At 57.7% G+C, this 21,747-nt stretch carries 21 protein-coding genes; 12 read left to right on the top strand and 9 right to left on the bottom strand.

The window, feature by feature from the left end; translation table 11 throughout:
* Positions 1-1,017, top strand: coding sequence for a ketoacyl-ACP synthase III (locus tag RYA97_RS24480; RefSeq protein WP_004658699.1), 1,017 nt, complete (start codon positions 1-3; stop codon positions 1,015-1,017).
* A gap of 62 nt (positions 1,018-1,079) precedes the next feature.
* On the opposite strand, the gene RYA97_RS24485 is transcribed toward RYA97_RS24480, so the two are convergent.
* The 3 genes from RYA97_RS24485 to vioA form a co-directional block, all read right to left on the bottom strand.
* Complete coding sequence (locus RYA97_RS24485; RefSeq protein WP_316893248.1) at positions 1,080-4,601, bottom strand: glycosyltransferase; 3,522 nt, start codon at positions 4,599-4,601, stop codon at positions 1,080-1,082.
* 74 nt (positions 4,602-4,675) lie between these two features.
* The gene (locus RYA97_RS24490) at positions 4,676-5,401 is read right to left on the bottom strand and encodes a class I SAM-dependent methyltransferase (protein WP_316893250.1); all 726 of its coding nucleotides are present in this window, start codon (positions 5,399-5,401) and stop codon (positions 4,676-4,678) included.
* Positions 5,401-6,519: a dTDP-4-amino-4,6-dideoxy-D-glucose aminotransferase VioA gene (gene vioA, locus RYA97_RS24495; protein WP_005780401.1), complete on the bottom strand. Its 1,119-nt coding sequence runs from the start codon at positions 6,517-6,519 to the stop codon at positions 5,401-5,403. Before vioA ends, RYA97_RS24490 begins: the two co-directional genes overlap by 1 nt.
* A gap of 384 nt (positions 6,520-6,903) precedes the next feature.
* Here vioA and RYA97_RS24500 point away from each other — a divergent pair, with 384 nt between their 5' ends.
* Complete coding sequence (locus tag RYA97_RS24500; RefSeq protein WP_162491510.1) at positions 6,904-8,145, top strand: glutamine synthetase family protein; 1,242 nt, start codon at positions 6,904-6,906, stop codon at positions 8,143-8,145.
* A 54-nt stretch (positions 8,146-8,199) separates the two neighbouring features.
* A complete protein-coding gene (locus tag RYA97_RS24505; protein WP_004664422.1) occupies positions 8,200-9,609 on the top strand; it encodes an MFS transporter in 1,410 nt (469 codons plus the stop codon).
* A gap of 78 nt (positions 9,610-9,687) precedes the next feature.
* Here RYA97_RS24505 and RYA97_RS24510 read toward each other — a convergent pair whose 3' ends face one another.
* From RYA97_RS24510 to flgA, 4 genes are all read right to left on the bottom strand, one after another.
* Positions 9,688-10,434 (bottom strand): flagellar brake protein, encoded by a 747-nt coding sequence (locus RYA97_RS24510; protein ID WP_005759338.1) that lies wholly within the window; start codon positions 10,432-10,434, stop codon positions 9,688-9,690.
* Positions 10,435-10,516: 82 nt separating this feature from the next.
* On the bottom strand, positions 10,517-10,984 hold the full coding sequence (locus RYA97_RS24515) for a flagella synthesis protein FlgN (protein WP_002554325.1): 468 nt from the start codon (positions 10,982-10,984) through the stop codon (positions 10,517-10,519).
* Positions 10,985-11,033: 49 nt separating this feature from the next.
* Entirely contained in the window at positions 11,034-11,348 is a 315-nt protein-coding gene (flgM, locus tag RYA97_RS24520) for a flagellar biosynthesis anti-sigma factor FlgM (protein WP_004664423.1), read from the bottom strand.
* A gap of 161 nt (positions 11,349-11,509) precedes the next feature.
* On the bottom strand, positions 11,510-12,268 hold the full coding sequence (flgA, locus tag RYA97_RS24525) for a flagellar basal body P-ring formation chaperone FlgA (protein ID WP_044299339.1): 759 nt from the start codon (positions 12,266-12,268) through the stop codon (positions 11,510-11,512).
* 78 nt (positions 12,269-12,346) lie between these two features.
* Between flgA and RYA97_RS24530 the strand changes: the two genes are divergently transcribed.
* A complete protein-coding gene (locus RYA97_RS24530) occupies positions 12,347-13,273 on the top strand; it encodes a chemotaxis protein CheV (RefSeq protein ID WP_004658711.1) in 927 nt (308 codons plus the stop codon).
* Between the two features lie 51 nt (positions 13,274-13,324).
* Entirely contained in the window at positions 13,325-14,152 is an 828-nt protein-coding gene (gene cheR, locus RYA97_RS24535; protein WP_005744560.1) for a protein-glutamate O-methyltransferase CheR, read from the top strand.
* Positions 14,153-14,244: 92 nt separating this feature from the next.
* On the opposite strand, the gene cynR is transcribed toward cheR, so the two are convergent.
* Entirely contained in the window at positions 14,245-15,156 is a 912-nt protein-coding gene (gene cynR / locus RYA97_RS24540) for a transcriptional regulator CynR (RefSeq protein WP_316893254.1), read from the bottom strand.
* Between the two features lie 73 nt (positions 15,157-15,229).
* Between cynR and cynS the strand changes: the two genes are divergently transcribed.
* The 7 genes from cynS (at position 15,230) to RYA97_RS24575 (ending at position 21,322) form a co-directional block, all read left to right on the top strand.
* Positions 15,230-15,697: a cyanase gene (cynS, locus tag RYA97_RS24545; protein WP_005780415.1), complete on the top strand. Its 468-nt coding sequence runs from the start codon at positions 15,230-15,232 to the stop codon at positions 15,695-15,697.
* A 10-nt stretch (positions 15,698-15,707) separates the two neighbouring features.
* Complete coding sequence (locus RYA97_RS24550) at positions 15,708-16,181, top strand: nuclear transport factor 2 family protein (protein WP_316893258.1); 474 nt, start codon at positions 15,708-15,710, stop codon at positions 16,179-16,181.
* Positions 16,182-16,466: 285 nt separating this feature from the next.
* Complete coding sequence (flgB, locus tag RYA97_RS24555) at positions 16,467-16,874, top strand: flagellar basal body rod protein FlgB (RefSeq protein ID WP_002554317.1); 408 nt, start codon at positions 16,467-16,469, stop codon at positions 16,872-16,874.
* Positions 16,875-16,877: 3 nt separating this feature from the next.
* Entirely contained in the window at positions 16,878-17,318 is a 441-nt protein-coding gene (gene flgC / locus RYA97_RS24560) for a flagellar basal body rod protein FlgC (RefSeq protein ID WP_002554316.1), read from the top strand.
* 15 nt (positions 17,319-17,333) lie between these two features.
* Complete coding sequence (flgD, locus tag RYA97_RS24565) at positions 17,334-18,020, top strand: flagellar hook assembly protein FlgD (RefSeq protein ID WP_002554315.1); 687 nt, start codon at positions 17,334-17,336, stop codon at positions 18,018-18,020.
* 25 nt (positions 18,021-18,045) lie between these two features.
* Positions 18,046-19,371: a flagellar hook protein FlgE gene (gene flgE / locus RYA97_RS24570; RefSeq protein WP_054078063.1), complete on the top strand. Its 1,326-nt coding sequence runs from the start codon at positions 18,046-18,048 to the stop codon at positions 19,369-19,371.
* A 190-nt stretch (positions 19,372-19,561) separates the two neighbouring features.
* Complete coding sequence (locus RYA97_RS24575) at positions 19,562-21,322, top strand: flagellar hook protein FlgE (protein WP_016981491.1); 1,761 nt, start codon at positions 19,562-19,564, stop codon at positions 21,320-21,322.
* Here RYA97_RS24575 and RYA97_RS24580 read toward each other — a convergent pair whose 3' ends face one another.
* Entirely contained in the window at positions 21,323-21,514 is a 192-nt protein-coding gene (locus RYA97_RS24580) for a hypothetical protein (protein ID WP_005754776.1), read from the bottom strand.
* Positions 21,515-21,747: the final 233 nt, after the last annotated feature.

Genomic DNA, 21,747 nt, shown 5'->3' on the forward strand with positions numbered 1-21,747 from the left:
ATGGGCGCTCATGCCAGGATCGTGAACATAGAATATGAACTGCCTGCTCATTCGCTGGACAATGAAACACTGGCGCGCGAATTTCCCGAATGGGATGTCGAGAAAATCTTCTCGAAGACCGGTATTGGCGAGCGGCGCATCATTGACAAGGATGAAACTGCGTCCGACCTTGCGTACCGCGCCTGCGAGAAGTTGTTTCTCAACGGAGATATTCAGCGCAGCGAAGTAGACGCGTTGATTTACTGCACGCAAAGCCCGGATTATGTATTGCCCGCCACCGCCTGCATTCTGCAGCACCGCTTGCAGCTCCCCACCCACTGCGCCGCCTTCGATTTCAATCAGGGCTGTTCAGGCTACATTTACGGGCTTGGCATAGCCAAAGGGTTGATCGAGTCAGGGCAATGCCGGAACGTATTGCTGGTGACGGCGGAAACCTACAGTCGCTACATTCATCCGCAGGACAAAAGTGTTCGTACCCTGTTCGGTGACGCCGCGGCTGTGACCCTGCTCAGCGCGACTGAGGGCGGGCCTTTCCTGGAACGTTTTCGTTATGGCAGTGACGGCTCCGGGGCGGAAAACCTGATGGTCCCGATTGGCGGTGCGCGAAGGCCCTCGGCGGAAAACCTTCAGCCTGCCGAGTATCAGGATGACGGTGGCAGTGTGCGTACCGATGCACACCTGTACATGAATGGCCCGGCGATTTTCGAGTTTTCCATGACCCGCGTACCGCAGTTGTTCGCATCGTTGTTCGATGACGAACTGGGTGTGGCCGATGTCGATCTGTTCGTGTTTCATCAGGCCAACCACTTCATGCTGGATGCCCTGCGTCGGCGTTTGAAGTTGCCGGTCGAGAAGTTCGTTTCTGCCTTCCAGCACTGTGGCAATACGGTGTCGTGCACCATTCCCATTGCGCTGAAGGAATCCTTGAACCGCGGTACGCTGAAACCGGGCGACCGGGTTGCTGCAGTCGGGTTCGGGGTGGGCTATTCGTGGGGGGCGTGCGTCATACGCTGGTAAACATCATCGCTCTGCGTCACCGCCCGGACGCAGAGCTTGTTGTTGGTTTTAATCCTTTCTGATCAGCCCTTCAGCCAGGCATCGCGCCAGGCTTGCAAGTGATCGGCCTCAAGCATCCAGTTATCAATGACAGCCTGTCTCAAGGCGTCGCCCTTGCGTGCGCACTCATCCAACTGATCAATGTGTTGCTCGATGGCACTGACCCAGGCATTCGTCTCGTTTTCCACCCGAGTGACGGGCAGGTCTTCAGGCGCACTGAGCACATCACTGCAAATGACCGGATAACCGCAGGCACCGAATTCCAGCAGGGCCACCGGGCTTTTGCTCGTATTGATCAGGTTGGATTCTGCAGGCACCAACACCAGATCCAGGTTCAGACTGGCCAGCGTCCCAGGGAACAAAGTGCCCTCCACGGGCGAACGCAGTTCATGAATATAAGGGCGTAGCCAGCGCGTGCAGGGTCCCATGATGACCCACTCCACACGGTCTGCCAGCGCCTTGATGACTTCTGACAGAATCAGCAGGTCGCCCGTTTCTGCCGCCGTGCCTACCCAACCTACACGAGGTCTGGGGCGAGTCTGGCGCTGGCTTTGCAGATTGCGCCATGGCTCAGGCGCAAGTCGGGTTTCAATCACCTGAACGTTGGGGTGTGAGCCCTCCAGCAGCTCCGCCAGCGCTGTTGTGGGGACTGTGATCAGATCTGCCCGCGCCAGCCCGTGGCGCAGGGAAGCCTGCACTGTTGCGAGTGGCACAGCGCTCTTGTCGATTTCAGCGTACGCCGGGTAGTGCGGCAGGTCGTAGGCCACCCAGGCATTGGTGTGGTCCTTGATCGCGTTGATGCTGGCAATCAGGCTTTCGTTTACTGGCCCTTGGATAACCACCGTATCCGGGCTGAGTCTGGCAATTTCCACGAATGGAAGCGGCGCATGGCTGATGATGCCGTCTGTCTCGCGCTCGGCGCTCAGGCTTTGCAGCGCGGTGCTGATGCGATTGCCGGCAGCCGCATGATTGCAGGGCAGAGCAAGGACCACCGGCAGTGGACGGTGGGTCAATGGCCGCCAGCTCAACTGCGGGTTGCTCTGGGCAACGAAACTGTCAGTCAGCGTCAGATTCTTGTTGTACGCAGGGTCCCAGGCCATGTAGTGCAGCCAGCGGTGGTAGAGCGCGCGCGTCGCGAAGTCCAGTGCTTCAGCGTCGCTCTGTGCGTCGTCCGGGCGCAGCGCGACGATGGCGTGCGGTGTCCAGACGACCAGATGCCCGGTGCTGCGCGCCTTCAGGCACAGGTCCACATCATTGAAGTGCAGGGGGAACAAGTGTTCGTCCAGGCCTTGCACCTCTTCATGCACGGACTTGCGAATCATCAGGCAGGAGCCGCTGACAGCGCTGTAGTTCTGATCTGTTTCCAGACGTTGCGCATCGCTCGCAGATCCTGCGATGTCGCTGGCAGTGACGGTGGCCGCGGTGCCATTGAGGCCCATGATGATGCCGGCCTGCACGACATTACCATCCGTCGAAATGAGTTTCGCGCCGACAACACCCACTTCAGGGCGCAGTGCGTGGTTGAGCAGGTGGTTGAGCCAGTCCTGCTGAATGATCAGGGCGTGGCTGTCGAGCATCACAAGATAGTCGCCCAGCGCGTGTTCGGCTGCAGAGTTGAGCAGCGCCGACGGGCTCAGTGCCTGTTCGTGGCGAACGATGCGAATCCGTTCCGACTGCATCGAATCGATGGTCGCCAGCCATTGCGTGGTCTGCGCCGACTGGCTGTTGTTGTCGCAGATCAGAATTTCATAGTGCGGATATGTCGTGTGTTCCAGAATGCTCTCTACGCAGGGCAGCAGCGTTTCCAGCTGATCCTGCGAGGTGACGAGAATGGAGACCAGAGGCTGATCGGCATGGCCGTAATCGATCCGGTAAAGTCCCGACTCCAGCGCATGCACCTTACTGCCTGCGTAGCCACGCACGTACAGATGCCGTTGCACGGTGCGCGCCTGATCGTAGTTCTCCTGCGCCTGCCATAAGGGCGAGATGATCATCGGCTCGCAAGAGTGCGCAAATTCGGTATAGCCCGAACCCTCAATCATGCGCAGGATCAGGTCGAGTTCAATGGCCTGCGCGTGGACTGGGTCGAAGCCGCCCACTTCCAGAGCTTTTTCACGATTGAACAGCCAATTGCGGCTGGTTGCCGCCGGGCAGGTCAGCAGGTAATCCAGGCTGAAGTCCGGGCGAAAGGCCAGATGAGCACCTGCCTGCGCATGCAGGGTCACTTCGTCGCCGAACACTGCACAGGCTTCGGGTGTTTCGATCATTTTCATGACAGCGCACAGCAGGCCGCTTGAGGTGAACGTCGTGCCGGCGTCAACCAGGATCCACCACGCTTGGTCGTTTTCCTGCATCAACGCGTTGATGACCGTCGCGCGGTTTTCCATGCTGGCATCCCGCCAGGGCAGTTGCGCTTGCAGCGGCGTCTGCTGTTCCCGGTCGTAGTCGGCAAGGACAAACACCTTGAGCTTGTCGAGCAGCGGCGCATCGGACGCCAGGCTTTGCAGCGTGCTCAGCACGCTCTCGGGCTGCTGATTGAAGTCCGACACGACAATCGCAACCGCAGGGCCGCCGTTGTGTTGTTGCAGGTACTCTTCAAGCAACACATGCTGGGCTGGCGTAGGTCGACGCTGAGCCAGCCAGCCGGCGACACGGGTATTCCGAACAGTGGCTTCGGGCCTTCTGTCGAAGTAGGCCAGCAGGTCCATTTCCTGAATATTGTCGCGTTGTGACAGCGGAGCAACCTTGACCTTGCCATTGAACTCGTCAGGCCTTACCCAGCCCAGCTCTGTGGGAATGCGCCTGAAGTTGGCGTGACCTTCGCGAGGCAGGGTCGGGTCTTTTCTGAATGCCTCGCTGCTCTGCTGATCCGACACCCGGAAATAGGAAAGGGGACGGGCGAGCATCGCCAGGTTGCCATGACGCAAGAGCTTTACGTACATGGCCAAATCACCCAGCCCCCAGATCAGCACCTGTTGCAGAGACATGATGTCCTGCCCGAATACCAGCAGGTCTTCGCGACGACACATGACTGCACTGGGCTCGCCGACGAAGTTGATCGGGTGACTGGCCAGAAAGGACACCAGCTCAGGACCGTTCAGAACGACGTTTTTGCCGAATGGGTAGGCCGTGTAGAGGTTGTCTGCCAGCAGAGCGCCGTTGGCGTCGATCCTCTTTCTGGTCGCTGACACGACTTTGATGTCCGGGCTGTCGTGCATGACATCGAACATCAGGCGCACGCAGTCCGGGAGAAGGATGTCATCGTCGTAGAGAAACTTGATGTACTCACCCTGCGCACGCGCTATGGCGTGTGCGATGTTGTGAGGTTCGCCCAGCGGCGTTGCATTTTTGAAATAGTGAATGGGCCAGCGGCTGTTCGGGCTGAGCTTTTCGACAATAGCCTTGATGCCATCGTCACGGCAGTCGTCGGTGATGATGATCTCGATGTCGTCGTGGTTCTGGCGCAGCGCGCTGGCAAGCGCTGCTTCGAAGAAAGCCGGTTTGTAAGCGGGGATGACAATACTGACCAGGCGTGAAGAACTCATCGCAATACCACTTTTGAAAAAGTTTTAAAAACCAACCGGGCAACGCAGTCGGCGTCCATGATCTGCAGTTGTCGTCAGCTTTTTTGGCCTATATACAAAACCGACTGCTCCGTAATGCCGTGCTGCTTGAAGACGCCTTCACCAAATGCCTGCGAGCCGAGGGCCTTCACGTCGAAACCGGCCTGCGTCAAACGGGACTGGAAGTCTTGTCTGGCGTACATCCGCACATGATCGTCCTGGCCGAAGCGCGCCCAGCGCTCATCGACGCTGGCCTCGTCCGGGTCTTCTTCGGTTTCGGTGGCGGTCAGCAGAATCGGCACCATCAGGATGGCAGAGCCGCCTTTGGCCAGTACCCGAAACAGCTCGGACATGGCCTTGCGGTCATCGGGTACGTGCTCAAGTACGTGCGAGCACACCATGAAATCGAAGGACTCGTCGGCATACATGTGCATGTCCATGATGTCGACCACGTCATCAGCCAGCGGCGAGAACAGGTCGGCCGAGCGATATCGGGCGTTGGGCAGGCTGCGCAGAAACTTCGAGAGCACCACTGCCGGTGCGATATCGAGAATGCGCAGTGGTTTGCCCGGCGGGTTGTCGAGCATGTTCATGGCAAACAGCGCGTAAAGCCGGTCACGGTCCGACGCCATGCATTCGGGGCAGCTGTATTGCCCGACGTTAAGGGTCTCAAAGTCTTCGATGCAGTAGTGGACGTTCAGGCGGTGGAGGATTTCCAGATGGCTTCTACCCAGCGGATAGAAGTTCGGAAAACGACAGGAGCAGACCGGGCACGTTCGCATTAGCAGTTCTCTTTACTGGCTGTGACGATCACATCAACGATGCTGTCGAAGGCTTCATCCGTCAGGCTGTCGTAGATCGGCAGGCACAGGATCTGACTGGACAGACCGGTCGCGACACGCAGGCGATCAGGTTTTGCCGAGTCAAGGCCCCGGTACATCGGGAATGTGGAAATGAGCGGGTAAAAGTAACGGCGCGCCAGGATATTGTGGTCGCGGAACCGCTGATAAAGGTCATCGCGAGAAATCGCGAAGTCTTCGGTGACCAGCACCGGGAAGTACGAGTAATTGTGTTTTTCGGTGCTTTTCCAGAGAATTTTCAGCCCCGGTACCGTTGCCAGCGCATCGCGATAGCGTTCATCGATACGTTGCCGTTTCAAGAGCGCTTCATCGATGTACTTCAACTGAAGCAGACCGAACGCAGCGTTGATTTCACTCATCTTGCCGTTGATTCCCGGCGCGACCACGGTCACTTCGTCAGCAAATCCGAAGTTCTTCAGGTAATCGATACGTTGCTTGGTCTTGGCATCCGGACTGATGATGGCCCCGCCTTCGAAGGTGTTGAACACCTTGGTGGCGTGAAAGCTCAGCACCGACAGATCCCCGTGATTCAACAGGCTTTGCCCGCGATGCTGGACACCGAACGCATGGGCGGCATCGTAGATGACCTTAAGGCCATAGCGATCGGCGATCTGCTGAATGCGGTCGACGTCACACGGGATGCCGTAGCAGTGTACGGGCATGATCGCCGTGGTAGCCGGAGTGATGGCTTCTTCGATGCGCTCCGGGTCCAGGTTGTAAGTACCCGGATCGATGTCGACAAACACCGGCGTCAGGCTGTTCCAGAGCAGCGAATGGGCGGTTGCCACGAACGAGTAGGGCGTGGTGATGACTTCGCCCTTGATGCGCAGCGCCTGAATGGCGGTCATCAGCGCCAGCGTGCCATTGGAAAACAGCGAGAGATGCTGCACGCCCAGGTACTCGGCCAGCTCCTTTTCAAGCTGCTGGTGAAACGGCCCGCCATTGGTGAGCTGGCGGCTTTCCCATATGTGTTCGAGGTAGGGAATGAACTCCTCCAGAGGCGGTAACAGAGGACGAGTTACTGGAATCGGTGCGCTCATGGAGGGTTCTCTGCTCGTGTTTTATCCGATTGCTGTTCGAAAGGGCATCTGCTTCAAGGGCTTCCGGCAAAGGCGTTGCCATTGACATAAAAATGACAGTCGAACTGTTGTGACCGGGGTACACAGCAAGAACCCGGCCAAGACCGCTTTTGCCGGATCAGGTAGAGGTCGGGTAGTGATCATTCTCACGAAGGTGTTTCAGTGCTTGATATCCCGAACGCCCGCTGCGTATTTTGTACGGGTTGCCGCCAAGCGGCCTGGCCCATGACAAAGGATTGAACCATGACACGCAATGACCCCCATCCGCTGGCACAGCTGCTGATGGGCATTGATGAAGTGGAGTGTGTGACCCCGGACCTGAACGGCGTGCCTCGCGGCAAGGTGATGACCGCTGCCGGTTTTCTGGAGGGCAGGCGATTGCAGCTTGCGCGGGGGGTGTTGCTGCAATGCATCATGGGCGGGTACCCGCCGTCACGGTTTTACGGTAGCGATGATGGCGACCTCGCGCTGCTCAGCGATCCGCAGCAGGTCCATCGTCTGCCCTGGAGCGAGCAACCGCGCGCCCTGGCCATCTGCGATGCCGAAGAGTTGAGCGGCGAGCGTTGCATGCTCTCGACGCGCAGCCAGCTAAAGGCCGTCATCGCCCGCTACGCCGCACGGGGGTTGGCACCGGTGGTGGCCACCGAACTGGAGTTCTTTGTCTTTGCGCCCAACCCCGAGCCGCTGTATCCGTTCGTGCCGCCGACAGGGCTGGACGGACGACGCGAGCAGGGGCATTCAGCGTTCAGTGTCAGCTCGAACAATGGCTTGCGGCCTTTTTTCGCCGAGGTATACGCCTGCATGGCGGCGTTGGGTCTGCCGCGTGACACGGTGATGCACGAGATGGGCGTCAGCCAGTTCGAGATCAACCTGCTGCATGGCGACCCGCTGCTGCTCGCCGACCAGACCTTTCTGTTCAAGCACCTGCTCAAGGAGGTCGCGCTCAAGCACGGGCTTATTGTGGTCTGCATGGCCAAGCCGCTCGCGCACACGGCGGGCAGTTCGATGCATCTTCATCAGAGCGTTGTAGCAACAGACTCCGGGGTAAACGTCTTCAGTGGTGCAGATGGCCAACCGACTGACACGTTTCGTCACTTTATCGCGGGTCAGCAGGCCTGCATGGCTGATTTCACAGCGCTGTTCGCGCCCAACGTGAATTCCTATCAGCGCCTGTGCCAGCCCTATGCTTCGCCCAATAACGCCTGCTGGTCCTACGACAATCGCGCAGCCGGCCTGCGCATCCCGTCGAGTGCAGCGGCGGCTCGAAGGGTGGAGAACCGTTTGCCAGGCGCCGACGCCAATCCTTATCTGGCCATCGCCGCAAGCCTGGCGGCCGGGCTGCATGGCATCGAGCAAAAGCTGGAACCCACCCCGCCCATGCAAGGCGCGATTGAGGTGCCGGAAGAATTGTCATTGCCGTGTACCCTGCACGCCGCTCTGGAGCGTCTGAAAAGCAGTCAGTTGGCCAAGGAACTGTTTGGTCATGAATTCATCGAAGGCTACATCGCGTCGAAGACCCTGGAACTGACCAGTTTTTTCGACGAGATAACCCCCTGGGAACGGCGCGTTCTGGCTGCTCAGGTTTAAGAATCGCAGTGTTGGGCTCGCCCGGTCGGGCGACTCCCTATTTTTGGAAAGTTGATGCGCCAAATCTGGAAGTCCTTTCGAGCGCTTTATTTTGCCTCGTTGATGATGTTGATCGGCTCAGGTCTGCTGAGCACTTATCTGGCCCTGCGCCTGGCGGCCGATCAGGTCGACAGTCTGTGGGTCGGTGCGCTGATGGCCGCCAACTATTTCGGTCTGGTCCTGGGGGGCAAGATCGGTCACCGTCTGATCGGCCGTGTCGGTCATATTCGGGCCTATGCCACCTGCGCCGGTATCGTTGGTGCTGCGGTGCTCGGGCATGGCCTGATCAGTTGGTTGCCCGCCTGGCTGGTGCTGCGGGTGATTGTCGGCCTTGGCATGATGTGCCAATACATGGTCATCGAGAGCTGGCTGAACGAGCAGGCCGCCGCCAAACAGCGCGGCATGGTGTTCAGCGGTTACATGATTGCGTCCTATCTGGGCCTGGTGCTGGGGCAACTGGTACTGGTGGTCCACCCGCAACTGGGCCCTGAGCTGCTGATGCTGGTGGCATTGTGCTTCGCGCTGTGTCTTGTGCCGGTCGCCATGACCCGGGCAATTCACCCCGCACCTTTGCACCCGGCACCGCTGGAGCCGCTCTTCTTCATGAAGCGTGTGCCGCAGTCGCTGACGGCGGTGTTGGGTGCCGGGCTAATCATCGGTTCGTTCTACGGTCTGGCACCGGTTTACGCCGCCGAACAGGGGCTGTCCACCGAGCAGGTCGGTCTGTTCATGGGCTGCTGCATTCTGGCCGGGTTCCTGGTGCAGTGGCCATTGGGTCTGCTTTCCGACCGCTATGACCGATCCGTACTGATGCGCATCTTTGCCGCTGCACTGGTGGTGGCGTCATTGCCGCTGGCGGTGTTTCCGAGTGTGCCGGTCGAAGTCCTGTTCGGCGTCGGCTTTCTCGCCTCGCTGATGCAGTTCTGCCTCTATCCACTGGCGGTGGCATTTGCCAATGACCACGTCGAGGCCGAGCGCCGGGTGTCGCTGACGGCCATGTTGCTGATGACCTATGGCATCGGCGCGAGTATCGGCCCGTTGGCTGCCGGCGTGGTCATGAAGCTGTTTGGCGGCCACATGCTGTATGCGTTCGTCTGTGGTGCCGGGGTGATTCTGGTGCTGCTGATCAGACCCAAGGCCGTTACCCATTTGCATCAGGTCGAAAACGCACCGCTGCATCACGTCGCCATGCCGGACAGCATGTCCAGTTCGCCCCTGGTGGTTGCACTGGACCCGCGTGTCGATGAGCAGGTGGTTCAGGAGCAGATGCAGACCACCGTCGAGCCGGAGTCCGAACCTGAGTCTGAAGTGGTGGCCGACGCCGACGCAGAAACCGAGGCACAGGCCGAGCCGGTCGCGGGCACGGAAACAGCCGAAGCTGAAGAGCACGAACGCGAGCGTGAAAGCGAGACCTGGAAGGCTTGAGTGTAGCGGGGGGCAGAGCAGGGGATTACGGTGTGATTGCGGCAGGTTGCCGCAATCACCAGCAAGCAGAAGCGGGGATCAGAAGTCGTCGTCTTTGTCGAAGCGGCGAGCTTCACGCTGCAACTGGTAGACGAAACGCTCAACCTGACGCTGCACAAGCCCACTCATGTTGTGGAAGCGCACGCCGGCAAAGGTGGTGTGAAATCTTTCTTCGAAGTGCAGATAACGCAGCTCTACGGGGGCTGTCATTGCTCCGAATGGCAACTTCGCAATAAAGCGTTCGTATACCTGGCCCAACTGCATGCGCTCGGACACATCGCCTTCAAAGCGCAGTTTGCAACCGGTTGCAGAGATGTCCAGCAGTTTGCCGGTCAGAGGGGATTTCAAACGGTCGCCGCCGATCTCGATGTCGACCAGCTGTGCCAGCTTCAGCGCTGCACGAAATGCGTTGCGCCGCTGGTGGTAAATCACTTCTTCAGGCATCGGTCCGCGGTACAGGCGCTGCCCGTCGGTATCGACAATCTCCATCTGAGACGAGCTTTCCCAGGCGATACGCACGCCGTCGTGAAAACCTTCGACGCGGAAAGATTCGCCATTACTTAAAAAGCGTTCGCCATCACGGGGGATCATTTCGTCGAGCGCCATGACGTTGCTGTCACGGTCGACTTCAAGCAGGTAGCTCTGAAAGCGTTGAGCACGCTCATGGAAGGTAATGATCAGAGGATCATGACTCTCGAGTAGCAACCGCAGGTTAGCGGCAATTTCCAAAGGTGTGTTGAGGACCTTCGGGGGCTGCGGAGCATCGTCCGCGCTTGAGCCATTCACGTTCTTGAATCTCCAGGCAAAATACTACGGCAACGCAACAACAGGCATTCTGCCACTACGCACGAAACCTTGATACAGGAAGTTACGCCTGACTCAGAGGGCGTGGTTTTGCTCTAAGCGCAGTTGACCCGCGACTGTCATAGAGCGTGGGCGTCTCACCGCCGTTCAGTATGCGAAGTTGATGAGCGGTGCTGATCTGTTGCAGCTGGATCAGACTACCATTCTGCTCGTTCAGCGTCTGGCATTCATTGATCAACGCATTCAGTTCGTCACCGGCCATCAGCAATTGCTCGCCGACATCCGACTGGCTGGCCAGTTGCTGGAGACCACTGCGATTGGCTGGCAGCCCCATGCCCGCAAGCACCTGGCTACGTTTGCGCCCATGTTGATCGAGAAGAATGACCAGCGCCTGTTTCTGCGCCAGCACCTGCTCCATCTCGCCCATGTCGCGGCCGTGAAGAATCAGGGATTCGGCCTGCAGCAGCTCTAGAAGCTGTCGGGCCGAAACCATGTCGTCAGTGATCATCTGCAACAAAGTAGTGTCTTGCATCGCATGCTCTGGTTTTTAAGCGTCCAGAATATCCAGCGCCAGCCTTGGCTTAGCGTTGGGTTTCGAAATTCAACAGCTTGCTGGCGACACGGTTGCTGTCCACTGTGTAACTACCGTCGGCGATGGCCTGCTTGAGCTCGGCAACGCGAGCACTATTGACGGTTGGCAGATCGGTCAGCTTGTCCGTGATTTTCTGCAACTGTTGAGCCTCACTGCTCAAAGAAAAAGTTTCCCCGGTGCTTTTGATACCTGCGGTGGCTGCAGGAGCTGTCGCATCGGTTTTGACGGTGTCTTTACTGGCACTGGTACGTGTTGTACCGGCAACAGACTGTGAATTGTTAAGGCGACTGAAATCTATGACCATGATTGAAAAAACCTCTGGGTGTTTGGACGCTTGCCTTGTTTTCGGCCAACCCCTATCAAACTTTAGGCCGATTGTGAGAAAGCTTCCCAATAGACGCTTTTCACCGTCGGATATTCCCCGCAGTCTAAAAAAAACACACCCTCTGCGCCAGCATCAATGCATTACATGGCCACTTCCACCTGCCCTGGGCCGGTGACATTCGCTTTGATCACCCGCTGGGAATTAAGGTTTTTCACCCGTATCTGTTCGTTGAAACCGCCGTCGGACATCGCTTCGCCGGGCATGCGCACCGCCAGCGAACCGCTGCGGGCGATGATGACCACCTGGTCGCCCTTGTGAATCATTTGTGGCTGTTCCAGCGCCACCGGGGTAACGACCTGGTCGATGACCATTTGTCGGACAACCTTCTGACCGACTGCCTGATCAAGGGAGGCCAGGAATCCCTGGCCCAGGCTGCTCACGTCGCGCTCACGCAGCGCAACGTCTTGTTCAGTAACGATGGCGTCGCGTTTTAACGGGCGCATCACGGTTACGACGTTGCGATACAGCAGCACCTGGGCTGGCACAAACACTGTCCAGGGCGAAGAACCTTCGCAGCGTACCCGCACCGTAACCCGGCCGACCGGGCGCGGGCTTTCCAGTGTGGCTGTCAAATCCTTGTCACAGGCACCCATCCGTAAACGCGGGTCGAGCTGCTTGACCTGTATGTCATGACGCCCGTCAATCTGGTTGGTTGCCAAATAGTCTTCTACTGTGAACTCAAGAAACCCTTGGGTGACGCCGATAAGCTGTTCAGGCAGTGTGAAATTCTCTGCGCGAGCAAGGCTCACCGTGCCACAAAGGCACAGCAGAGCGATTGCGCACAGAAGCCTGCGGGTTTCTAATGCGAGGTGTCGAGAAATTGTCGTCTTTGCGTTCATGAGGTAATAAATAGCAAAGCCCGTGCCGCTTGTTGATCTGGTGTCTGGGCGGCGGTCATTTTGGTAAGGGGGTTCGGCATGGCAGGTGTAATGGATTCGGTAAACCAGCGAACTCAGCTGGTGGGTCAGAATCGCCTGGAGCTGCTCTTGTTCCGTCTCGACGGCAAGCAGCTCTACGGGATCAACGTCTTCAAGGTAAAAGAAGTACTGCAATGCCCGAAACTCACCATCATGCCCAAATCGAGCAAGATCGTCCGGGGTGTGGCCAATATTCGTGGCGGTACGATCCCGATCATGGATCTGGCGATGGCGACGGGTTCCACGGGCATGATTTCGTTGGTCAATTCCTTCGTCATCATTACTGAGTACAACACCAAGGTTCAGGGGTTTCTGGTGCATTCTGTAGAACGCATCGTCAACATGAACTGGGAAGAGATTCATCCACCACCCAAGGGGACCGGGCGCGATCATTACCTGACCGCCGTCACCCGGGTTGATAACCAACTGGTGGAAATCATCGACGTCGAGAAAATTCTCGCCGAAGTCGCGCCAGTGTCCGAAGAAATCTCGGTCGGTGTCATTGACGCCGAGGTTCAGCACAAGGCTGTCTCCATGCGCGTGCTGACGGTCGATGACTCGTCGGTGGCCCGCAAGCAAGTGAGCCGCTGCCTGGAAACCGTCGGGGTGGAGGTGGTCGCGCTCAACGATGGTCGTCAGGCGCTGGACTACCTGCTCAAGATGGTCGCAGAAGGCAAAAAGCCTGAAGAAGAGTTCCTGATGATGATCTCCGATATTGAAATGCCGGAGATGGATGGCTATACCCTTACCGCAGCAATACGTAATGATCCACGCATGCAGAAGATGCACATCACCTTGCATACCTCGTTGTCAGGGGTATTCAACCAGGCGATGGTCAAGAAAGTCGGCGCGGATGACTTTCTCGCGAAATTCCGGCCTGATGATCTGGCGGCCAGGGTCGTTGCGCGGATCAATGCAGCAGAATAACCAGCCGGGGGCGTCGTCCCCGGTGATTCACATGATTTGAGAGGCGGCACCTTGTCTACGGGTAATTTGGATTTTGATCAGTTCCGGGTATTTCTGGAAAAAGCCTGTGGCATCTTGCTTGGGGAAAACAAGCAGTATCTGGTGTCCAGCCGCCTCAACAAACTGATGGAGCAGCAAAGCATCAAGTCGCTTGGCGAGTTGGTTCAGCGCATCCAGACCCAGCCGCGCAGCGGGTTGCGCGAACAGGTTGTCGATGCGATGACCACCAACGAAACCCTGTGGTTTCGCGATACCTATCCGTTCGAAGTGCTGAAGAACAAAGTGCTGCCCGAGCAGATCAAGGCCAGCCCTGGTCAGCGACTGCGCATCTGGTCGGCGGCCTGTTCATCGGGCCAGGAACCGTACTCACTGTCGATGTCGATCGATGAGTTCGAGCGCGCCAATCAGGGCCAGCTCAAATCGGGCGTGCAGATTGTTGCCACCGATTTGTCTGGTGCAATGCTCAACAACTGCAAGACTGGCGAGTACGACAGCCTGGCTATCGGCCGCGGCTTGTCGCCGGATCGTCTGCAGCGTTTCTTTGATGTAAAAAGTCCGGGTCGCTGGGTCGTCAAGACGCCGATCAAGAGCCGTGTGGAGTTCCGCTCGTTCAACCTGCTCGACAGCTACGCCTCGCTGGGCAAGTTCGACATCGTGTTCTGCCGCAACGTATTGATCTACTTCTCCGCTGAAGTGAAGAAGGACATCCTGCTGCGCATCCACGGTACGCTCAAGCCAGGCGGTTACCTGTTTCTGGGGGCTTCCGAAGCGCTCAATGGTTTGCCGGATCACTATCAGATGGTTCAGTGCAGCCCCGGGATCATCTATAAGGCCAAGTGACGGTCTGTCAGTTGCCTGCGCTGAAAAAAGAGACCTTCGGGTCTCTTTTTTTGTGCGCGGCTGAAAACAGCTTCGATCGTCTGCCCATCGATTCATGTTTGCGTACTGTTACTCACCAGTTTGGCAAAAGCGTTGGCGGCGGCGCTCTGGTATCCGTTTTTACGCCGCAGCAGCGCAACCGTTCGCCCAGGCAGGGCAGGGATCGTCTGAACTTCGCGCAACCCGGGCTGCTCGCGAACGATGGCATCGGGAAGAATGGTCGCCATGCGCCCCTGGGCAACAACCTTGAGCAAAATGGCGATCGAGTTCGCCTCCAGGTTGACCGCAGGCTTGAAATTCTGCGTCTGGCACCAGGCATCCAGCAGCTGGCGAGTGGCGAATCCGGGGGCGAGCAAGGCAAAGCGAAGCGTTTGCAGGTCCTCAAGTGTCAGCGCGGTCTGTTTTTCGGGGGCAGGTTTTGCCATGACCAGGCACAGTTGTTCATCGAACAGAGGCTGGCTGTCTATCTCGACAGCATGACTGCCGGCAAAACCAATGGCCAGATCGAGCGCGTCATTGATCAATGCCTCGGTAATCTGCTCCAGAGACAGCTCTGTGAGGATTATCGCCACGCCGGGGTACAGCGCGCTGAAGCGGTCGATCAACGGCGCTATCAGGTATTCACTGAAGGTTGGCGTGACGCCGAGGCGCAATTGTCCGCGTGACAGGTCGCTGACATCGTTGAGCGCACGCTTCCCGGCCTCCAGCTCAAGCAGGCAGCGACGCGCGTGGTCCAGATACACGCGGCCGGCATCGGTCGGCACGACGCTACGGCGGGTGCGGTCGAACAGTTGTACACCCAGGCTGCTTTCCAGTTGCCTGATCTGTTGCGATAACGCCGGTTGCGAGACATGCAGGGCCTCGGCCGCCCGGGTGAAATTGCCGTGGTCGGCGACCGCCAGCAAATAACGTATATGGCGTAACAGCACGGCATCACCATAAGTCAGGATTATGGCGATGATCATAAATCAGTCTTGGATCTTATGGTGATAGTTGCTGATGCTGTGATTGATGTGCATTCATTCCGGAGGGTTACCTATGCCGCACAGCAACATTTCCAGAGCGCCGCGCCAGAATCTGACTGAACGTGTGCTGCAGGCAAAGACCGCAAAGAACCTGACGTGGGCAGGGCTTGCAGAGGGTACGGGGTTGAGCGTGGTGTATGTCACAGCTGCATTGCTCGGTCAGCACCCATTGCCGGAAGCGGTGGCCGAAGTGGTCGCCGAGCGTCTCGGGCTGGACAGGGAGGCGGTCGCCGAACTGCAAACCATCCCGTTGCGCGGCAATGTCGAAGACGTTTCCAGTGACCCGACTATCTATCGCTTCCACGAAATGGTTCAGGTTTACGGCACTACGCTGAAGGCATTGGTGCATGAGCAGTTCGGCGACGGCATCATCAGCGCAATCAACTTCAAGCTCGACATCAAGAAAGTCGAAGATCCGGAAGGGGGTGAGCGAGCCGTGATAACCCTTGATGGAAAATTTCTGCCCTACAAACCGTTCTGAGGACGCTGAGATGAGTGATAAAGGAAGACCGCCATTTCCACCCTTTACCCTGGAGACGGCTGTCCAGAAAGTCCGTGGCGCCGAGGATGGCTGGAACTCTCGCGATGCGGCTAAAGTTGCGCTGGCCTACACCGAAGACACCTACTGGCGTAACCGCAGCGAGTTCATCAATGGCCGCGCAGAGGCTCAGGCCTTTCTGGAACGCAAGTGGCGCAAGGAACTGGACTACCGGCTGATCAAGGAGCTCTGGGCATTCACGGGTAACCGCATCGCGGTGCGCTATGCCTACGAATGGCGTGACGACTCTGGCAACTGGTTCCGTTCGTATGGCAACGAAAACTGGGAGTTCGCTGCAAACGGCCTCATGCAGCGGCGCTTTGCCTGCATCAGCGATTTGCCGATCGCCGAGTCCGAGCGCAAATACCATTGGCCATTGGGGCGCCGACCTGATGACCACCCTGGGTTGAGTGAGCTTGGCCTCTGATTCAGTCGTCAAAGAGACCTTCGGGTCTCTTTTTTATTGGGTGTCCGAATGAGGCAGTAATAGTAATGAAGTGCCGCCATTGTCAGGCGGCAAGCCGATACTGGCAAAAAAACGGCACCCCTCTTGCCGCTTTCTTCTCCCACAGCGGAAATGCCTTGCCGCTTTTCTGGCATTGCCGCCTCGCCGCCGCCTGCGGGCCCTGCAATCATTGGCTTTTGCAACATGGCACGCCGATTGCTTTGTCAGTAACAACAGAATCAGGTCAACCGGCAAAGGTTTCCCGAAATGAGCATCAGCTTCGATAAAGCGCTAGGCATACATGAAAAGGCTCTGAACTTCCGGGCTCAGCGTGCAGAGGTGTTGGCCAACAACATCTCCAACGCCGATACCCCGAACTTCAAGGCTCGCGATCTGGACTTCTCGTCGGTGCTGGCTGCCGAAAACGACAAGGTGCAGAACGGTCATTTCGCGCTGAACAAGACCAACAGCCGCCATATCGAAGCCGAAGGCATGGGCAATGATGACGGGACGCTGCTGTATCGCACCCCGTCGCAGCCTTCGCTGGACCAGAACACCGTCGATTCCCAGGTCGAGCAGGCCAGCTACACCGAGAACGCCATGGGCTTTCAGGCCAGCTTCACATTGCTCAACAGCAAGTTCAAGGGGCTGGTTGCAGCCCTTCGCGGAGAATAATTCATGTCACTAGCCAATGTGTTCAACATTGCCGGTAGCGCCATGAGTGCCCAGACCACGCGTCTGAACACTACGGCCAGTAACATCGCCAACGCCGAGACCGTGTCTTCGAGCATGGACCAGACCTACCGCGCCCGTCACCCGGTGTTTGCCACCGTGATGCAGGGTCAGCAGTCCACAGGCGGTTCGCTGTTCCAGGATCAGGGGGAAGCCGGGCAGGGCGTTCAGGTCAACGGCATCATCGAAGACAGCTCGAACCTGGAAGCACGTTACGAGCCCAATCATCCTTCCGCTGACAAGGACGGGTATGTCTACTACCCCAACGTCAATGTCGTGGAAGAAATGGCCGACATGATTTCTGCCAGCCGGTCTTTCCAGACCAACGCCGAAATCATGAACACCGCTAAATCCATGATGCAGAAGGTTCTGACCCTCGGTCAGTGATAGAAGGCGAACGTTATGGCCGATAACACCACAGCAAGCAGCGTCTCATCGACGTTCTTGAACACACTGCAGAATCCGACGCCCACCGCGACGAATTCCACCGGTACGCTAGGCAAGGACGCGTTCCTGCAGCTGCTCGTGACGCAGATGAAAAACCAGAACCCGCTGGACCCACAGGACAACACTCAGTTCGTGGCCCAACTGGCGCAGTTCAGCAGCCTTGAAAGCATGCAGAACCTGACGTCGACGGTTGACACGATTGCAACCAGTTACAAGTCGTCTCAGGCGTTGCAGGCATCGTCGCTGGTAGGTCGCTCGGTGATCATCGATTCGAGCTCCACCACCGTGGATACCACCAAGGGTATGACCGGTTCGATCGTTATTCCGAGCGCCACTACGGCGACAAGTATCAAGGTTTACGATTCGCAATCGAATCTGGTCGACACCGTCGAGCTGGGCGCGCAGAAAGTCGGCACCACCAGCTTTTCCTGGGACGGTACGGACAGCGACGGTACAGCGCTTGCGTCGGGCAACTACACCTTCAAGGCTGAAGGCTCGGTTGACGGCAAGAACACACAGCTTTCGACTTACCTGCCTGCCACGGTCAACAGCGTCACGTTGGGTGTGAATGGTGCAGAAACAATGCTCAATCTGGCCAGCGGCAGTGTTGCCCTGTCCAAAGTTCAAACCATCGGATTGTAGAGCCTACCAGGCGCAGGAGTGAAACATGTCTTTCAATATCGGCCTTAGTGGGCTCTATGCTGCAAACAAAAGTCTCGACGTTACCGGCAACAACATTGCCAACGTTGCGACCACTGGCTTCAAATCGTCGCGCGCGGAGTTTGCCGATCAATACGCTCAATCGATTCGCGGCACTTCCGGCCAGACCAATGTGGGCAGCGGCGTAACAACCGCAGCGGTTTCCCAGCAGTTCTCGCAGGGCAACCTGACTACCGGTACTGCCAACAGCCTCGACCTTGCCATCAACGGCAACGGTTTCTTCATGCTCAGCAATAACGGCGAGAAGCTGTACACCCGTGCCGGTGCATTCCACACCGACAAGGAAGGCTACGTCGTCAACAGCGGCGGTATGAAGTTGCAGGGTTACAACGTTGATGCCAACGGCAGTGTGGTAACCGGTGCATTGAGCGACCTGCGGGTGGATTCGTCCAACCTTCAGCCCAAGGCAACCACCGCCATTACCAACGTTGCCAACCTGAATTCGACCACTGCCTTGCCGTCGCTCACTACGTTCGACGCGACTGACACCAAGTCGTACAACATGAAGTACAGCACGCCGACCTATGACACTCAGGGTAACGCGCATACGCTGGATCAGTATTTCGTCAAGACCGGCACCAACACTTGGTCCATGTACTCGCTGATGGACGGTCGCAGCATTTCCGACCCGACCACTACTACGGCCGACAAGAACGACCTGACATTCGACTCATCGGGTAATCTGGTCGTCGCAGCGCCGGGTGCCGTACCAACCGACAGTGCGAACATCAAGTTCAACACTGATGGCACCTTTACTGTCGCCAACTGGGTACCAGGTGTGCAATCCGGCACCGGCACGACCACCAGCTGGGGCGCGAACGGTGCTACGGGTGCCTCCATCAAACTGAACATGGCCGGTATTACCCAGACCGCGTCGGTGTCGGGCCTGATCACTCAGGACCAGGACGGTTACGCCACTGGCCAGCTCAGCGCGATGAGCGTTGATGCAACCGGCAACCTGTTCGCGACCTACACCAACGGCAAATCCCAAGTGATCGGGCAGACCTCGCTGACCAACTTTGCCAACGTGCAAGGCCTGGCGCAGGCAGGTGGCACCAACTGGCGTGAAACCTTCGCTTCGGGCGTACCGGTCAGCGGCACGCCGCAATCGGGCACCCTCGGCTACATCACTGGTCAGGCGCTGGAAGAGTCCAACGTCGATCTGACCATGGAGCTGGTCAACCTGATCAAGGCGCAGAGCAACTACCAGGCGAACGCCAAGACTATCTCCACTCAAAGCACCATCATGCAAACCACTATTCAGATGACTTGATAGTGTAGAGCGTTAAATAAAGCCCCTTTTCGAAGGGGCTTTTTTTTGGTTGTTTTTTACAAAGTGATGCACGCTCGAGTTTAATTAAACTTGCAGAAAGTTCAGTCAATGTACTTGGAAATCTCCTACGCGCGATGATGTGAGAATCAAAACTCCTCTATGAGTTGCCCTTTGGGGTAAAGGAGTTTTCATGTCGTTCAATACCGCGATCAGCGGCATTCATGCCGCGAATAAAAGGCTGGAGGTGGCCGGTAACAATATTGCCAACTCCGGCACTATCGGGTTCAAGTCGTCGCGTGCGCAGTTCTCGGCGCTGTATTCAGCCAGCCAGTTGGGCAGTGGTCGCAATGCTGTAGGTGATGGCGTACGTCTTGCTTCAATGCAGCAAAACTTCAATCAGGGCGAAAGCATGACCACGTCGGGTAATCCGCTCGACATGCGTATTCAGGGCAACGGCTTTTTTGTGGTTAGTGACGGTGGGTCTCTTGCCTATACCCGTGCCGGAGCGTTCCTCAAGGACGCGGCGAACTTCGTTGTCGACAGCGAGGGTGGACGATTGCAAGGCTATGCGGCAAACGAGCAGGGCAAGATCAAACGGGGATTGCGTACCGACTTGCAGATTGACACGTCGAATGTGTCTGCCAGAGCCACCACGCGGGTTGCCGAGAACATCAACCTGGACGCCTCGCTGCCTTCGCTCGCGCGTTTGCCGGTCTTCGATCCGGCCGATCCTGCGACCTACACGCGGGCCGTTGGCCGTACCATTCAGGACGCGGGGTCTGGAGCGGGAGCTACTGCTTTGCCTGCGGCGGATCATGAGCTCAAGCAGTACTTCGTCAAGACCGGCGACAGTCAGTGGTCCATGTATGTGCTGATCGATGGGCGCAATCCGGTGGATCCGAACAGCGTGGCGCCGTTGCACGTCACCCTTGAGCAAAGACCGAACGGATCGCTTTCATACAGCGGCAATAGCCAGCACCTTCGTAAGGTCTCGGACACAGAATTTGCCCTGCAAGGCTGGCGGCCGGCTGAAGAGGTCGGTGGTGCCTGGGTCAGTAACGGCGCTGCCAATGGCGGCACAGTGTCGCTGCCGTTGAATAATGGATCGATCAGCATGCTTGATCCTGGTGATGCGTTGATGGATCGCCCGGTTCCGGCGTTCGATCCATCGGACCTGAAGACGTACAGCGATATGTTTGCCAATGCGATTTTCGACAGCCAGGGCAATCAGCACGAGCTGAAGCAGTATTTCGTGAAGGACGGCACCAACAGCTGGCGCATCCATGCGCTGATTGATGGCCGCAACCCGCAGATGCCTGATTCCACCGACCCGCTGACGGCAAACATCGTGTTTGATTCTGGCGGCTGGGTACAGTCATTGACCGGCGGCCCTGGTTTTGCGAGTACCCATAGCAACGGTCTGCAACTGACCGGCTGGACACCGGCCATGCCTGCCGAGCGGGTCACAGGGCCAGAAAAATGGGTGCCCAACGGTGCGGCTGGCAGTGCGAAGGGCATTACGATCGACTTCACCAACCTGCTGCAGCACAACGCCGCCAGTTCGCGTTCTTCCACGCATGTTGATGGCCATGCGGCGGGGCAGTTGAGCAGCTTGAGCGTGGGGCGCGATGGCATCCTGCGTGCCGGGTTTACCAATGGCATGAACAAGAATATCGGTCAGGTGATACTCGCCAGCTTCGCCAATCCGCAGGGGTTGCAGGCGCGCAGTGATACGCGCTGGACCGAATCCGCCGACTCTGGCGTTGCCGATTACGATGTGCCGGGCGTCGGCACGCTGGGCAGCCTCATTGGCGACGGGCTGGAGGGGTCCAATGTCGTCCTGGCTGATGAGCTGATTGCTCTCATCCAGGCGCAGACGGCTTATCAGGCCAACTCCAAAGCCATATCGACAGAGGCGACCGTGATGCAGACGCTGATTCAGTCGACCTGATCAGATTGAGCAGTCGGATTTGATGAAGTGACCTTTCAGCCGTGTCCAGCCAGGCCCGGGGCTGGTCTGGGCGCAGACAATCCGGCTGTCGCCCTGCCATTTGTAATAGTGGGCGGGGGCGGCCTGGGCGAGGAGGGCGAGGGTCATCAGGCTCGCGCTGGCGATGCCGGCAATGCACGCACGAAAAAGCATGAGGGTTCCCGTTCAGGGCTGCGGTGTCGGCAAGATTATCACTGTCGATCCGCTTGTCAGCCCATACCAATGAAGTTTTTTTGGCGGTGCTCGCTGCTTGATGATCGGCAGGCGGCAGTCCTCCGCCGCTATTGGGTGGCGCTTTGCCCGAAGGGCATCATCGAATGCCGGTTTTTGCTGGTTAATCAGGCATTTGTATCGAGCCTGACAAGTTGGTTCAAAAATTGCTTTAA

Origin of the sequence: Pseudomonas syringae group sp. 26L6, assembly GCF_032587815.1 — a bacterium.
In the GTDB taxonomy this organism is placed as follows: Bacteria; Pseudomonadota; Gammaproteobacteria; order Pseudomonadales; family Pseudomonadaceae; genus Aquipseudomonas; species Aquipseudomonas amygdali.